The sequence below is a fragment of the Acinetobacter sp. 1207_04 genome (assembly GCF_052850415.1).
Genome location: NZ_VXCQ01000003.1, coordinates 152,850 through 168,302, shown reverse-complemented (window position 1 = coordinate 168,302; position 15,453 = coordinate 152,850). Strand labels below are relative to the sequence as shown.

Here is a 15,453-nt window from a genome sequence, read left to right as displayed (position 1 = left end):
TTATTGCTAAACACTTAAAAAATAAGCTAAAACCCCTCATAATTGGGGGGTTTTATTTTTTCTTATCTAAATAATCATTAAACACATTAAAATGACCTTTAACTTGTTTCTTTACATTCTTTGACTCAAACTCTTTAGCAATTCTAAAAACATAGCTCACATAATTTCTTTTACCGATATAGGTAAATCTTGTATATAATGTTCTCATATACATATTGTGATTATTATGCTGATTCGATTTTTTTAACCTTCTATAATGAGCATTCCTCATCCTTATTGCTTTTCTTAGTTTATAATGAAATTTAGACAGTCCATTCTCTCTTAAAAAAATATTATTTCCATCGTATAATATGCCTAAATACTGAAGCTTATGTGGATAGTTAAAACTTGGATTATTATTATTTTTAACTATTCCATTTTGAAATTCAATTTTTTGGGTTTTTTGGTCATTAATTTTCAACTTTAAAATATCAATTTCTTTTAACACTAAATTTTGAATCTCTTGCTGATACTCTTGATCGAAAATAAAAATCATATCGTCACAATATCTAAAATATTCTCCCCCAACCTCTTTTATCTTCTTGGCAATATTCTTATCAAAATCCATCATATATATGTTTGATAGCATTCCACTTATAGGTGAGCCTTGAGGAATACCTTTCGATTTTAAATTTCTCTTAATTAATTTTTCCGTTCTTACTCTGTTTCGGAATGTTTGAATATCACATAACCGTTTATCAGGTCTATACAGTTTTCGAGCATTTAATGATAAGTTTAATTCCTTATATAATTCCTTTTTATTAACATAAGCATAATTAGTTAATGATTTAAAAACCTGATAATGATCTTTTGGTAATTTACTATCATTCAACAATGTCATCCACATAGCTTTTAAAATTTCATGATTTAAATTATCAAAAAATCCTGAAATATCTAAGCACAATACATAACAATTTTTTCGTGATTCAATGCAATTAAATACATTTTTAGCAAAGTGAATATTACACATAGAAATCATTTTTTTATTTTTATCTTCTTTTAATACTTTTCTAAAAGCTATAATATTCTTATCTAATCGCTCATTTTTTAAAAAAACCTCATATTTTTCACCGATTATCTTTGAATAATAGGCATAAATATTCCCATCAATATGAGATGGGAAATTAATTAATCTAGGCTTTTCTTTAAAGTCATTTCTAGTCAGTACACTTTTTCTCATTTTAAGTTGATTAATATATTTTTTAACCACATAAGGCGACTTGTATCTAGATTTTACCAATCTAGGTATATTATTGAAATTAACATTTTTCTTGATTCTTTCTTTTCGATAAGTTTTCTGCGAATTATTTCGAGCAATTTTTTTTTCATTTAAAAAATAAGAAATCGTAGGGAAAAATGAGTGCTTAGCTATATTAGCTGGGTTTGTTACATATTCGAAAACTTTCTGATTACTCTTCTTTCTATCAAAATGTAAATAATTTCGAATTTTATTTCTATCTTCAAAAAATTTTATATCAATCATATTATTCATTTTGCCAACTTTGAGGGGTTAGAGTGGACTGCTATCTGTATCCTCAAAAAGGACATCCCCTCAAAGTCTATTGAAGAACATAAGCTCAAGTCTGCCTATGCCTTCCTCCTTTTTAGGTGCAGTCTAAACATTTCAAAGGAGTGTCTGTACAATGTTACTAATCAGCTTCTCTCTCATGCTATACATCAGCACAGGGATCTACATCGACATAAATACAATCATCGAGGTATTGATGAAGCGTTCGAACGATTCATTAATACCGAAGTTTACATATACGTCCTTATCAGCAATAAAATATACTCCGATAAGCAAACCACTAGTAAAAAACCATTATAAGTGGCAACTCCATTCTAATTAATTCTCTAGTATTTTCAAAGTACTATTTTAAATATAATTAATTAAAGCATCTCATTACCTAATAAAACTTCCAACCCTTTCACCTTCCCTATATATTTCAATCGCTCTCTTTCCCACTTTACTTGTTCTTTTAAAGTCACCACATCTGCATCTATTACCTTATACACATCTTTCACCTGCATATTTTTCGGCTTAGGCTTTTCACTCCAATGAAAAGCATCGGTAATATCATCAATTTGACTCGCTAAACGCTGACTTTGCGCTTCTAACGCCATTTTATAAAACTTCAAATGCTCATCACTTAAAGCTTTAGGATTTAAGCCCTTATTAGTTTCAAGCTGTAATTGCATTTTCAACAAATAAAATAAATCCTGTTGTGCGTAAGCTTCATTCACCACTTGAAGTAACTCAGTTTTTTCAACTTTTTTAGCTTCATCAGGTTCACGGTCAGGGTGAATCATTGCCGTAATCTTTAAATACACGGTTTTTAAAGACTGCTCTGCCAACTTTTCAGCTTGCTCACGTTTTTGCGCTAAACGTTTCCGTTGATACTCTTCTCGTTGTTGCTCATATTCTTTAGTATTCCAATCTTCAAACTCAGTATATTCAATCTCTAAATCTACACTTTCACACTCATCTTGTTCAAAATGATTGATGTTTTGAGAACTTGGTTTTGATGATTTTTTCTGCTGTTTACTCTGCTTTTTGCTTTGGCTATATGTACGATCTTGCTGATAAAAGTTGTAAATTTCATCGACTAAATTGATTTTTTCAGTATTTAAACTCTGTGATTTCTTGAGTGTTTTAGCCAATGATTGTAATTTGGCATCGAGCTGTTCTAAATCAGCCTTAGAAAAGTCCTGTTGTTGTAAATATATCCATAATTGTTCAAGTTGCGAAAATAACGTGCCATGTAATTCAGTATAAATCGGGAATAGTTTATGGTGCATATAACTTTGAATTTCATGTTGCATATTCTGCCACATGGCTAAATCTAGCTTTTGTTGTTCAATTTGTTCAATTAAACGTTGCAACTTTTTATGCTGTGGCGATGCCAATGCAACATCTGGTAAAAGACTAATTTTTAGATCAAAAGACATAACAAAAATGAAAAATAAGACGTTCTAAAGTGTAGCAATTTTTACCCAACAAAAGCATACGGAAGTTCATCATTTTAAAAATCAGGCTTTGAAAGAAGCTATATAACGGTATTTTATGTCCTATCTAAAAGGCTAAATTCATCCTAGACTTACTCTAAACCGATAAAAATAGAGGAAAAATATGCCTTTAACGGAAGCTAATTTAATTTTCAATCAAGAACTCGCAGCATGGGTACAAGCCATTGGCTCAGTCATCGCTATTTTTGTTGCTGTAGCAATTCCACTTTACTTTGACCGAAAACAACATAGAGATGAACAACAAGTTGAGGAAAATCAAAAACAAAAGTTTTTAATTACATTACTTCCAACACTGTATCAACTTCGTAATAGCACACAAATATTTTTAGAAAAGTTTCAAAATCAACATGAAATGAATGCAATTCACAGTCTAGAATCTGAATACTTAAAATTAATTCCTGTTTTTGCCAAGGAATTACATATTTTTGTACATAGTAATATTTATGATGAGCAAGTGAATCAATTGGCTTTTGAGTTATTTCATTCTGAAGAAATTTTATCTCAGTTTTTAAAACATGCTGTAAAAGATCAATGGCAGGCTTCACAGAAAAAACTCATGCAGCATGCCACTTATATTCTGCAATTTACCTCAATGATTATTGAAAAAACAGAACATCATTATGCAGATAAAATTACCGAATGAATAAGGCTAAAACCTATCATACAATCAATTACTCCTGTTATATAAACAGTATACTTCGCCAAATTAGTTCGTTGAGGAAACATCTATTTTGCTTTAACCCTACTACTTAATGGTATGTACCACGACAAAGTCAATAAGGTTGAAATTAAATATATACCGATACTGTTATTTAATGCTGCCTCATGATCAAATCTCTATTTTAGATGCTCCTATATATTGTTTTAGGCCTTGTTCAGCGCTTATTAAATAATGTGGTTTGAAATGAACAGCACCAGATATTCCACCCTTTGCAAAGGACAAGAGCATATTGATATTCAATTTTCTATCAGAATGTAGGGATCGACTTCTTTACATTCATTTATTGAGCGATAAACTCGGCACTAAGAACTTCCATAGCCAACTAAAAAATTCATGTACTCGTACCAGTAATAAATAAATTTACAAAATTAGGTCGACCTTATATCCAAGTTGTCACTTTAATTTGAGTAGTTTAGAGTCATTTTGATTTTTGGTGTTTTATGTAACAAAGCCATTCAGTTTAAAAATTTATCACGACTATTTAAGCCTACAATTTAAATTATTCTATGCCCTTTTATTCAACTTAATTCATTTCTGTAGTTTTACAATATGAAATAATAAACTAAATGGTAAGTATTAATTTTTAAATAATATTAAATATCAATAAATTAAAATATATATAAAATTAACTTTGCACCAAATTAATACTAAAAGACCAAAACAGTGCATGACTCGCTTTATATCGAGTCTTGATCATATTTTGAATGATTTAATCAATTTTTCCCTACAGCAAAAGTATTCCTGTTCTGTTTTAGATCGTTATACTTGAACCGAATTGTGACATATAGCACTAAAAAGAATCATCTATGCAAAATACAGACTTACTCTTTCTCCTCCTCGGTGCAATTCTTGTGCTTGCAATGCATGCAGGTTTTGCTTTCCTTGAACTCGGGACTGTTCGCCATAAAAATCAGGTCAATGCACTCAGTAAAATTTTGACCGACTTTTCTATTTCAGCCATCGCCTACTTTTTTGTCGGTTATTATATTGCCTATGGTCAGCATTTTTTTCATGCAGGTTCACAACTTGCTGCCGAGCATGGCTATAACCTCATGCGATGTTTCTTCCTACTGACCTTTGCTGCAGCAATTCCTGCGATTATTTCAGGCGGAATTGCTGAACGTGCCAAAATGAAAACACAGGCAATTGCGACTTTATTTTTAGTTGCGCTAATTTATCCATTTTTTGAAGGTATTGCATGGAATGGTAACTTTGGCATTCAAAAATGGTTAGAAGCCACATTCGGTGCAGGTTTCCATGATTTTGCAGGCTCAGTTGTGGTGCATGCAATGGGAGGATGGATTGCCCTTGTCGCCGTACTTTTACTCGGTGCGCGTCATGGACGGTATAAAAAAGATGGTCGTGTCAGTGCACATCCACCATCATCCATTCCATTTCTTGCGCTTGGTTCATGGATCTTAATAGTCGGTTGGTTTGGCTTTAATGTCATGAGCGCACAACGTTTAGATGCTATTTCAGGGCTTGTTGCAATTAACTCACTCATGGCAATGGTTGGCGGTACAATTTCAGCTAACTTCTTTGGTAAAGAAGATCCTGGTTTCTTACATAATGGTCCACTTGCAGGCTTAGTTGCCATCTGCGCGGGGTCTGATATTGTACATCCTGTTGCTGCACTATTCATTGGTGCAATTGCAGGCTTTCTCTTTGTAAAACTCTTCACTTACACTCAAAATAAACTCAAAATTGATGATGTTTTGGGTGTTTGGCCATTACATGGTGTTTGTGGTGCATTTGGCGGTATTGCAGTTGGAATCTTCGGTCAACAATGGATGGGAGGGCTAGGTGGTGTTTCACTGTGGTCACAATTATTGGGTACGATGTTTGCCATTATCGTGGCACTTATAGGCGGTTTTGTCGTATATGGAATATTAAAAATGACCATGGGTATTCGCTTAACACAAGAAGAAGAATTCCGAGGCGCAGATTTATCTATTCATAAAATTTCTGCCAACTCTGAAGATGCGATGTTTTAAATCATACGTTTAAAGTCTTTTTTTAAGTTTTTAGCTGACAGCATGTTCACAAGAATATGCTGTTTTCTATTGAATATTTTGTTCTATATTTGAGTATAAATTTCAGAGTATCACTAAGTACTATTATAGAATACGCTAGCTTTTAAGCTTTGATTAAGCAACTCACTGAATAATTCTAAAATCTAAAAAAGAACCTAAACCATGCCCTTCGATTTCAAAAAATTTATGCTTCGAATCAGCGCTATTCTGATCTTTAGTTTAGCTATTTTGATTTATGTTTTTCCTATTTATGGAAAAATCGATCTTGCATTAATACAACCTTGGATAGATCAATTCGGTCATTTTACTGAACGCAATAATTGGTACCTCGTTCATCTTAATCATAAAGTTTTTAAACAATTACTGATTGCTGTTTATCTTTCATTCTTCGTTCTATGGTTGGCTTCCTTTAAGCTCGAAAAGCTCAGACCTCAACGCTGGCTATATGGCTATATGTTTGTGGTCAGCATCTTGTCCACTGCACTCATTGGTATTTTAAAATCCCAATCTGCACATGCTTGTCCTTGGGACATGACCGAGAAAACGGCAACAGGTTTTATTTGGAACTTTACTGCAACACACGGTCATTGCTTTCCAGGTGGTCATGCCAGTACAGGTTTTGCCCTCATCACAGGTTTTTTTGTCTTTCGCCTAGTTCAGCCTAAACGTGCATGGTTTTACCTTATTGCTGGGCTACTGCTTGGTTTTATGATGGGTTGGGGACAAATGATGCGTGGTGCACATTTTTTAAGTCACAACTTATGGACAGGTTGGATTATTCTGTGTTTTAACACCGCATTGTATGCATACTTCTATAAATTCTTTGAGCAACAAAAGCAATCTACCTTATCAAAAGATATATCAGCTCTACCTTTAGATGACTGATGTATTCACTCTATAACAAAAAAGTACTTCAAAGATTGATTTTATTATCCATGTTGATTTCACTTCAATGACTCAATGTTGACAATAAACCACTTCAACTATCCTGATTTATCATCTTTTTTAGTGAAATTCATATTTCATGGGTAGTTTTACCAAACTACTTAACCCACCTAAATCTGCACTTTTAGATAAAATCAACTCCCCGCCCAAATGCTGAATGGCTTTATCAACAATAGACAGTCCTAAACCACTTCCGACTTCTAAGTGATGATGCACACGATAAAAACGCTTACGCACTTGATCATACAATGCAGGATCAATACCAGGACCACTATCTTCAATTTGAATACATGCCATACCAGATGTATCTTGAAACACTGAAATATTAATTATGCCTGATGACGGTGTGTACTTAATTGCATTATCAATCAGGTTAAACACAATAGAATGAATACTTTGCTCAATACTGATCATATGTATAGGATCGTTGCGCTCAAAGCCCAAGTCTATTTCTTTTTCCATTGCCAAATTCATTAACTGCTCAACACAATTCAAAGCAACATCATTCAACTTTAAAGCCGTCGGCTGTGATTGCACGCTAAGCGATCCATCTTGTTTTGCAAGCGTAAGCAACTGCGTGACCAAATGTTGCATTCGTGCCAAACCTTTACTCAAATTATGCAAATTATTTTCTTCAGGAAATTGACTAAGTAAAATTTGAGTTTGCAAATTTAAAGCTGTAATAGGCGTACGCAACTCATGTGCTGCATCTGCGACAAATTGCCGCTGTTCTTGTTGTGACTGAGAAATCCGTTCAAATAAATGATTCATTTCATTGATGGTTGGTAGCAGCTCTTCAGGATAGTTTTGCTGTTGTATCGCCTCTAACGAAGTAGAATTCCGCTGTGATAATTCATCTTTAAAATCATCTAAAGGTTTCAATCCACGGCGAATAACCAACGCTAAGCCGAACAAAGCAAATGGTGTAATTAACAAATAAGGCAAGAACATAGTTCCCGCCAACTCTATTGCCAAATGCTGACGTACCGATTCCTGCTGACTCACTTGGATTTGATATTTGTCAGTTGGAATGACATACGTCCGCCACATGCCACTTGCTGCATGCTGCGTATAAAAACCTGCTTTTTGCTTCGGTTCTACTAATATGTGATGTTCATGCGTTAAATGACTTTGTTTGGCATATTCCCAAACATCCACAAATAAATCTTCTTCTTGGTAACGCTTATGAGTATTGAAATGGCTTTGAATTGGTCGAGCATCCACAGCGACACGCTCTGCAAGATATTCCATCTGCGCATCCAAAATTTCATCAATTTCATGAAGCGCACTTTTATATGCAGTAAAAACAAGAATGCATCCCAACAGGATGCAAAACGCTGAAGTAAACCCTATCAGCCTCTTTTTCAGTGAATAATGTCGTGGCAACACTTATTAAACACCTCTTGCCTGACCTAAACGATAGCCCAAACCACGGATGGTTCTAATAATATCTTTACCCAATTTAGAACGAATATGGTGTACATAGACTTCAATGGTATTACTACTGACTTCATTGTCAAAATCATATAATTTATCTTCCAAATTAGCTTTGGAAAAGATTTTATTCGGATGTGTCATTAGTGGAACTAAAATCGCCCATTCACGGTTTGAAAGCTCAACCTCTTCACCTTTTAGTTTGGCAATATGTTGTTCAACATCAAGTTCAACATCACCATTTTTTAATACACAGTCACTATTTACTTGTTGTAGAGTGCCACCAACACGGCGTAATAAAGCTTGAATTCGTGCAATAAGCTCATCAAATTCATAGGGTTTAATCAGGTAGTCATCTGCCCCTGAATTTAAACCATCTACACGATTTTGTAGTTGATCTCGCGCAGAAATAATCAACACAGGCAACGTGGTTCGCTGACGAATTTGTTTGAGTACTTGCATACCATCCATCATGGGTAAACCGAGATCAAGCAATACTAAGTCAAATTCATTGTTGGTGAGTTGTTTTATACCATCCAAACCATTATTTACCCATTCCACTTCATATTGATGAAAGCGCAATAAAGTCATAGTGGATTCTGCAATCATAAAATCATCTTCAATCATCAGAATTTTTGTCATGGTCGTGTTCCTGAGTATTTTGTTTGATTAACTGCGTAAGCTGCATTGTTTTAACATATTGATATTCTGATCAATCACACGCGTTTGTATATCAAGTAAACTGAGCATACTTGGAAATAAATTATCCTGACTCAATGTTGCTGAACTTTGTTGAGTTAAGCAATTAATTTGTGGTGATGCAATATTTTTCCACGCATCGGAGAACCACATCATCATAGGTACATGTGTCTGCTGTGTTGGTGCAATGGCATAAGGTGCGCCATGTAAATACATACCATGCTCACCTGTTGATTCACCATGATCCGACAAATACCAAAATCCTGTACGATAATTTTTCTGTGCTTTTAAAGTATCAATGACCTGACTTAAAATATGATCGGTATACAAAATTGTATTGTCATAAGCATTCACCAATTCTTTCGATGTACAACCTTGAATCGCATTGGTTGCACACTCAGGCACAAACTTCTTAAATTCATTTGGTGCACGTTTATAGTATGCAGGGCCATGGCTTCCCATTTGATGTAACACAATCAAACGTGGTGATTTGTCATTTTCAGGAATCGTTTTTAAATACGTTTGTAATGCATCGACCAACATACCATCTTGGCACTCATCATCTTTACACCATTTTTGTTTTAATGGTTCAGGAATCACATACTGTTCAACACGGTTACATGTCCCTTTACAACCTGAATTGTTATCTATCCAAGTGACTTTATAACCTACACGCTTGGCAATATCGAGTAAACCTTCACGGTGGCTAGCGAGTTGTTCATCATAATCGGTTCGCTTCATTCCCGAGAACATACACGGTACAGAAACTGCCGTTGCTGTACCACAAGAACTTACTTGGCTAAAGTTAATTAAACCCGCCTGTTTAGACAATTCAGGATTGGTGTTTTGATTATAACCATTCAATGAAAAACTTTCTGCGCGTGCTGTTTCACCCACCACCAATACCATCAATTTCGGCATATGTTGATTCGATACTTCTTCAACCAGATGCGCATCTTCACCATAATGAATTAAAGGTAAATCTTTTTTAGGTGACTTTTTATGGTAATACGATAGCGTTGATGAAATGACATTCTGCGGTGAAATCATGCCTTTTAAGTCACGATGTTCACGAAAAATTGCTGCATAATCGACATAGAATACATAGAGTAAACTGCCAACCAATGCCAAAGATGCCACAACATTCAATACTTTTTTCAATACAATTTTAGGTTTTGAGGTTTCAGAACCAATTTGAATGCGACTAATCACGGCAATAGGAAAAACAACAAAAAAGAAAATCCATACTGCAAAACGTAATGACAATAAATCTGTTGCTTCAGCCGAATCAGTTTGCATCATATTTTGAATTTGATCAGGAGAAATCACTACACCCAATGAGTTGACAAAATAAGCACTAAACCCACCAATAAAAACTAAAATGATTGCAAAAAATTTAGCCGTCCATTTCCAATCTAAAATTTGCAAAATAAAATTGTATAGGGCAATCAATAAAATTGCTGTCGCACCAATAAAGGCATAAGCCTTAAATCCTTCGTATGGTGTAAGAGTTTGAATTTTCTTAAAAAATGAAAAATTCAACACTAAACCTAACCATACCGCAACCATCAGGTTGAAGCTTGTTAGAGACAACGCTATTTTACGTTGTTTTAAGTTATGTAAAAAATTAAGCATCATTCGTTTCAAGACTGCCCGAGTATTATGTTTTAATTTATTTCCTGAAACTTAAAAGCAACTTAATTGGTCAAATAAATTATTATTTATACGTATAAAATAATTACTTATATTCTTAATAATCAGTTATTTTTTAAGTTTTCTATCCCTTCGTTAACGCTACAACACTTCAATATTTTTTATATCTATTTTTTAAATTTTTCAATCCGTACCCATTCATAAATTGGCACGAGTGTAAAAATTGCAACCACAGTAATCACCAACAGATAATTAAAATAGCCCAAATAATCTCCCGCAAAACCGCTCAGCGTATAAAGTACACCACTGACTGTTGCCATTAATGACACCTGAAAAGTAAAGTCTGTAGCGGCATATTCTTTACGACTGTATTGCATGACTAAGGTTAAAATCACCACAAGTAGCATGGCTGCAAACATATCTTCAAAAGCATTGATTAGATAAATCCATTTAGGCTGAATGCTCTGTCCTTGATCATGTAAAAAAGCCAACCAAACAAATCCCGTTAAGCTGATCACTTTAAGTATTGAAAATAGAATGAGGGCTTTCGCACGAGAGATTTTACTTAAAACTAAACTCGCTAAACCTGCACCAAACAGTGCAGCCAAAGCACCTAGCATCGTGATATAAATGCCAATTTGAGAAAATGACAAACCTAGGTCGACTAATAAAGGTTTAATAATCGGACCTGATAGACCATCAGCAATTTTAATAGAAGCCAAAACCACTAGCCAACTTAGCATCACTCGGCTATCTATAAAATAACGTAAGTAATGCTTTAAGCGCTGTCCAAGTGTTCCCTGTATTTTAGAATCAGCCACATATTTTTGATGTAATGAAACCGTTGAAATAAATTTTTCATTAAAAAATAAAATCGGTAGCGTATTTAAGGCAACCAAACCTGCCAAAATTAAGAAGGTACTTTGCCAATTAAGCCAATCTAAAGCCCATAAAATTGCACCACCACCGACAATAAAGCCTAAACGTGAACCTATCACTTGGAACATATTGCCCCAATGCTGTTGATCACCTTTTAAAATACTTACAGCTAAACCATCGGTGGCAATATCTTGCGTTGCTCCAGTACTATTCATGACAAATAAAGCCACAAAAAATGCCAATAAATAACTTGGCTGATTCAAGGTGTGAATTGGAAGAAAAGATAAGATTATCAGAATCACTACAGTCAACATTTGAGTCGGTAAAATCCAACTACGATAATGCCCAATACGATCACTACCGAATTTATCGACCCATGGCGCCCAAAAAACTTTAACCGCCCATGGCAACATCAACAAACCAAAACCACCAATATGCGCCAAAGACACACCTTGCGCACGTAAAACTACAGGAAGTGCATGAGTCATAAAACCCACAGGTAAACCCTGCGCCCAATACAAGGAAAACAATAGTAGATAAAGCTGTGTGTGTTTTTGCATTATATTTTCTGCAACATATTTTTTTGCATGGTCGTGCTGTGCCTTTATTTGATGAATATTATCTTGATCGGATTGGAAGCTTATACATCAATTTTATATAAATAATTTTAAATATGACGTATAAAAATATGACTATCTTGTTTACCTTTTCGCAATAATTCAAAATAGAACATAGGTTTATACTATTCAAAAGTTCAAGATCATCATTAAAATGACAAAAAAATTTCCAATATTACCCGATCAAGTTCCATCACGTGGAACGCAGCTAAGTCGAACAATTTTTAAGAACTTATTTCTAGCACAAGGTTGGCGTTTTGAAGGTGAATTTCCCAATTTACCCAAAGCCGTTGCCATTATTTCACCACATACGTCCAATTATGATGGTTTATATGCCTTTCTTGCACTACTTGGACTGGGCTTAAATGTCACTATTTTTGGCAAAGATACACTGTTCAAAACACCGTTCAAAGGTTTTTTCGAATGGATTGGCGTTATTCCTGTAGAGCGAAATTCTACACATGGATTGACTCAACAAATTGTAGATATTATCAGGACTCGTGACAAAATTTGGATTGCCATTGCACCTGAAGGCACACGAAAGACCGCACAATCCATTAAAAGTGGCTTTTATCATATTGCTCATGGCGCACAGATTCCAATAATCATGTTTGCCTTCGACTATGATCATAAAGTCATACGTTGCTTAGGCATACTGCATCCGAGTGATAATTATGAACATGATTTAGAACAAATCCTAAACACATATAAAGGAAAGTTTTCACCTAAAATTGCTGAACGACTTGCTATTCCTTTACAAAAAATATGGCAAAAAGACATAGAGAAATAAGTGTTAATCTGTTCAAATATAAAGCATATTTTTTTGTTTTTTGATGATTAGTTTATATGTATTTGAAACGCTTAGGATTACTGAGTTTATTGGGTTTAGCATTGGTTGGTTGCGATAAAAATGTCAAAACACCAACGCAAACCACGGTGATCAAAGCCCGTGAACCCGTTATTGCAATTGCATTGGGTGGCGGAGGTGCCAAAGGTTTTGCACATATTGGTGTATTGAAAGTGCTTGAATCACATGGTATTAAACCGAAAATTGTGACAGGAACAAGTGCAGGCAGTTTTGTGGGTAGTATTTATGCAAGTGGTAAAAGCCCCTATCAACTTCAACAGATTGCGCAACAACTTAAAGAATCAGATATTCGTGATTTGACTTTGAATAGTCAAGGTATTGTGCTTGGGCAAAAGTTACAAGACTATGTCAATCGTAATGTTGGCAATAAGCCTATTGAGCAATTTCCCATTCGCTTTGCTGCTGTCGCGACACGTTTAGACAATGGTAAAAAAGCAGATTTCATTAAAGGTAATGCAGGACAAGCCGTTCGTGCTTCATGCAGTATTCCCAATGTTTTTGTACCAGCGACTATTGGTAAGAGTAAATATATCGATGGGGGTTTAGTCAGTCCAATCCCTGTACAAACAGCCAAAGATATGGGTGCAGACATTGTGATCGCTGTCGATATTTCAGCACGCCCAACGGGTGCTCAATCGATGAATATGTGGGGCTTACTTGACCAAACCATTAACATTATGGGGCAACAAAGCATTAATTATGAATTGAGTCTTGCCAATATTGTGATTCAGCCCAAAGTTGGACATTTGGGAACACTTGACCTCAAAGCGAGTAACCAAGCTATTTTAGAAGGTGAAAAAGCTACTCAAGGAAAAATTACTGCCATTCAGGCGGCAATTACTAATTTCAAAAAATCACCTGCTGCCTTTAAACCAGCACCAAAAGCAAAATTCTAAACTCAAAAATATATTTTTGGCGCATTACACGCTTGCTGAATGTCATAATGAATTGACATTCAGCATTTTTATTACGCCCTCATTTCATGCGCTACTTTGTTGTAAAAATATTGAAAAAACACGTTTTTCTAGTCGAAGGTTTTTTAATCTGATACATTGTTATTGATGATGCGTCATCCATATCAACATAACAAACAGAGTGAATGTATGGATTTTATCTTTGAACCGTGGCATTGGTTTGTTTTGGGCATTCTGCTCATTTTATCGGAGCTGATCTTACCTGCATTTGCTGCTCTATGGTTTGGTATTGCAGCCGTTGTGGTCAGTATTCTTTTGTGGCTCTTTCCCAATATGAGCTTTACTGTGCAAATGGTGTGTTGGATATTTTTATCCATTAGTTGCACCATTGCTTGGTTTAAATTTATCAAACCATTATCTGTCGATAAAACCAAAGCAGGACTTCCTCGTGAAGCGACGATAGGACAAGTCGGCATGGTCATTCAAATCGGGCTTGCACACGACCAAATCAGAGTTCGCTTTCCAATGCCTTTACTCGGTTCAGATGAATGGAACTGTCGAACATCTTCGCCTGTACAAATAGGTGATCGTGTTCGTGTGACTGATATTTTAGGCAATGACCTTTTGGTTCAGCCACATTCATCTTCTTATAATCAACAATCATGAGGAATAATCAATGGGTTTTGGTTCTATAGTTGTCTTAGCACTTTTTGCTTTTGTTGCAATTACGATTTTCAAAGGCGTGCGTATTGTTCCGCAAGGTTATAAATGGATTGTGCAGCGTTTAGGTAAATACCACACCACGCTCAATCCTGGTTTAAACTTTGTCATTCCTTATGTCGATGAAGTTGCTTATAAAATCACTACAAAAGACATCGTACTTGATATTCCATCACAAGAAGTGATTACCCGAGATAATGCTGTTTTAGTGATGAACGCTGTAGCCTATATCAACATCACCACCCCTGAAAAAGCGGTGTATGGGATTGAAAATTATAGTTGGGCAATTCAAAATCTTGTACAAACATCACTACGTTCAATTGTCGGTGAAATGGATTTGGATGATGCCTTATCTTCACGAGATCATATCAAAGCTAAACTCAAAGCTGCAATTTCAGATGATATTGCTGATTGGGGAATTACACTTAAAACTGTTGAAATTCAAGATATTCAACCATCTAATACCATGCAAGCGGCAATGGAAGCACAAGCAGCCGCTGAACGTCAGCGTCGTGCAACTGTAACCAAAGCTGATGGTGAAAAACAAGCAGCGATTCTAGAAGCAGATGGTCGTTTAGAAGCTTCTCGTCGTGATGCAGAGGCACAAGTTGTATTGGCAGAAGCCTCACAGAAAGCCATTACCATGGTAACTTCAGCTGTGGGTGATAAAGAAATTCCTGTGTCTTATTTATTGGGTGAACAGTACATTAAAGCTATGCAAGATATGTCGAAATCAAACAATGCTAAAACTGTTGTCTTACCTGCCGATATTATGAATACCATTCGTGGTGTGATGGGGCGTAATTCGTAATCTAATCCTCATATTTATACCATTTTAAATAGGCAGTTTAGGCTGCCTATTTTTACATCCATAGCATTAGATTTAAATACAAACGTTTTTCTC

13 protein-coding genes are annotated in these 15,453 nt (G+C 35.1%); 7 read left to right on the top strand and 6 right to left on the bottom strand.

Annotated elements, in window-relative coordinates; translation table 11 throughout:
- Positions 1-52: 52 nt before the first annotated feature.
- Positions 53-1,531: an antiviral reverse transcriptase Drt2 gene (gene drt2, locus FW754_RS04280; protein WP_446323966.1), complete on the bottom strand. Its 1,479-nt coding sequence runs from the start codon at positions 1,529-1,531 to the stop codon at positions 53-55.
- A gap of 398 nt (positions 1,532-1,929) precedes the next feature.
- A complete protein-coding gene (locus FW754_RS04275; protein ID WP_446323965.1) occupies positions 1,930-2,988 on the bottom strand; it encodes a molecular chaperone DnaJ in 1,059 nt (352 codons plus the stop codon).
- Between the two features lie 181 nt (positions 2,989-3,169).
- On the opposite strand from FW754_RS04275, the gene FW754_RS04270 reads away from it, so the two are divergent.
- The 3 genes from FW754_RS04270 to FW754_RS04260 all read left to right on the top strand — a co-directional run bounded on the left by FW754_RS04270 (position 3,170) and on the right by FW754_RS04260 (position 6,705).
- A complete protein-coding gene (locus FW754_RS04270) occupies positions 3,170-3,709 on the top strand; it encodes a hypothetical protein (RefSeq protein WP_446323964.1) in 540 nt (179 codons plus the stop codon).
- 884 nt (positions 3,710-4,593) lie between these two features.
- Positions 4,594-5,781: an ammonium transporter gene (locus FW754_RS04265; RefSeq protein WP_409511266.1), complete on the top strand. Its 1,188-nt coding sequence runs from the start codon at positions 4,594-4,596 to the stop codon at positions 5,779-5,781.
- 201 nt (positions 5,782-5,982) lie between these two features.
- Positions 5,983-6,705, top strand: a complete 723-nt coding sequence (locus tag FW754_RS04260; RefSeq protein ID WP_446323963.1) for a phosphatase PAP2 family protein — start codon at positions 5,983-5,985, stop codon at positions 6,703-6,705.
- Positions 6,706-6,825: 120 nt separating this feature from the next.
- Here FW754_RS04260 and FW754_RS04255 read toward each other — a convergent pair whose 3' ends face one another.
- The 4 genes from FW754_RS04255 to FW754_RS04240 form a co-directional block, all read right to left on the bottom strand.
- On the bottom strand, positions 6,826-8,151 hold the full coding sequence (locus tag FW754_RS04255) for an ATP-binding protein (RefSeq protein ID WP_446323986.1): 1,326 nt from the start codon (positions 8,149-8,151) through the stop codon (positions 6,826-6,828).
- A 6-nt stretch (positions 8,152-8,157) separates the two neighbouring features.
- On the bottom strand, positions 8,158-8,841 hold the full coding sequence (locus FW754_RS04250; protein WP_409511268.1) for a response regulator transcription factor: 684 nt from the start codon (positions 8,839-8,841) through the stop codon (positions 8,158-8,160).
- Positions 8,842-8,868: 27 nt separating this feature from the next.
- Entirely contained in the window at positions 8,869-10,533 is a 1,665-nt protein-coding gene (locus FW754_RS04245) for a phosphoethanolamine transferase (RefSeq protein WP_446323962.1), read from the bottom strand.
- 185 nt (positions 10,534-10,718) lie between these two features.
- The gene (locus FW754_RS04240) at positions 10,719-11,990 is read right to left on the bottom strand and encodes an MFS transporter (RefSeq protein ID WP_446323961.1); all 1,272 of its coding nucleotides are present in this window, start codon (positions 11,988-11,990) and stop codon (positions 10,719-10,721) included.
- Between the two features lie 211 nt (positions 11,991-12,201).
- On the opposite strand from FW754_RS04240, the gene FW754_RS04235 reads away from it, so the two are divergent.
- The 4 genes from FW754_RS04235 (at position 12,202) to FW754_RS04220 (ending at position 15,360) form a co-directional block, all read left to right on the top strand.
- A complete protein-coding gene (locus FW754_RS04235) occupies positions 12,202-12,837 on the top strand; it encodes a 1-acyl-sn-glycerol-3-phosphate acyltransferase (protein ID WP_446323960.1) in 636 nt (211 codons plus the stop codon).
- A 56-nt stretch (positions 12,838-12,893) separates the two neighbouring features.
- Complete coding sequence (locus FW754_RS04230; protein ID WP_409511272.1) at positions 12,894-13,811, top strand: patatin-like phospholipase family protein; 918 nt, start codon at positions 12,894-12,896, stop codon at positions 13,809-13,811.
- Positions 13,812-14,018: 207 nt separating this feature from the next.
- Positions 14,019-14,495 carry an NfeD family protein gene (locus FW754_RS04225; protein WP_409511273.1) on the top strand — a complete coding sequence of 159 codons (477 nt, stop codon included), beginning with the start codon at positions 14,019-14,021 and terminating at the stop codon, positions 14,493-14,495.
- Positions 14,496-14,505: 10 nt separating this feature from the next.
- Positions 14,506-15,360 (top strand): SPFH domain-containing protein, encoded by an 855-nt coding sequence (locus FW754_RS04220; RefSeq protein WP_409511274.1) that lies wholly within the window; start codon positions 14,506-14,508, stop codon positions 15,358-15,360.
- The last annotated feature ends 93 nt before the right edge of the window (positions 15,361-15,453 follow it).

Coding starts and splice junctions, on each gene's coding strand:
- FW754_RS04220 (WP_409511274.1), top strand. CDS start 14,506: ATGGGTTTTGGTTCTATAGTTGTCTTAGCACTTTTTGCTTTTGTTGCA.
- FW754_RS04245 (WP_446323962.1), bottom strand. CDS start 10,533: ATGCTTAATTTTTTACATAACTTAAAACAACGTAAAATAGCGTTGTCT.
- FW754_RS04275 (WP_446323965.1), bottom strand. CDS start 2,988: ATGTCTTTTGATCTAAAAATTAGTCTTTTACCAGATGTTGCATTGGCA.
- FW754_RS04265 (WP_409511266.1), top strand. CDS start 4,594: ATGCAAAATACAGACTTACTCTTTCTCCTCCTCGGTGCAATTCTTGTG.
- drt2 (WP_446323966.1), bottom strand. CDS start 1,531: ATGAATAATATGATTGATATAAAATTTTTTGAAGATAGAAATAAAATT.
- FW754_RS04230 (WP_409511272.1), top strand. CDS start 12,894: ATGTATTTGAAACGCTTAGGATTACTGAGTTTATTGGGTTTAGCATTG.
- FW754_RS04250 (WP_409511268.1), bottom strand. CDS start 8,841: ATGACAAAAATTCTGATGATTGAAGATGATTTTATGATTGCAGAATCC.
- FW754_RS04235 (WP_446323960.1), top strand. CDS start 12,202: ATGACAAAAAAATTTCCAATATTACCCGATCAAGTTCCATCACGTGGA.
- FW754_RS04270 (WP_446323964.1), top strand. CDS start 3,170: ATGCCTTTAACGGAAGCTAATTTAATTTTCAATCAAGAACTCGCAGCA.
- FW754_RS04260 (WP_446323963.1), top strand. CDS start 5,983: ATGCCCTTCGATTTCAAAAAATTTATGCTTCGAATCAGCGCTATTCTG.
- FW754_RS04240 (WP_446323961.1), bottom strand. CDS start 11,990: ATGCAAAAACACACACAGCTTTATCTACTATTGTTTTCCTTGTATTGG.
- FW754_RS04225 (WP_409511273.1), top strand. CDS start 14,019: ATGGATTTTATCTTTGAACCGTGGCATTGGTTTGTTTTGGGCATTCTG.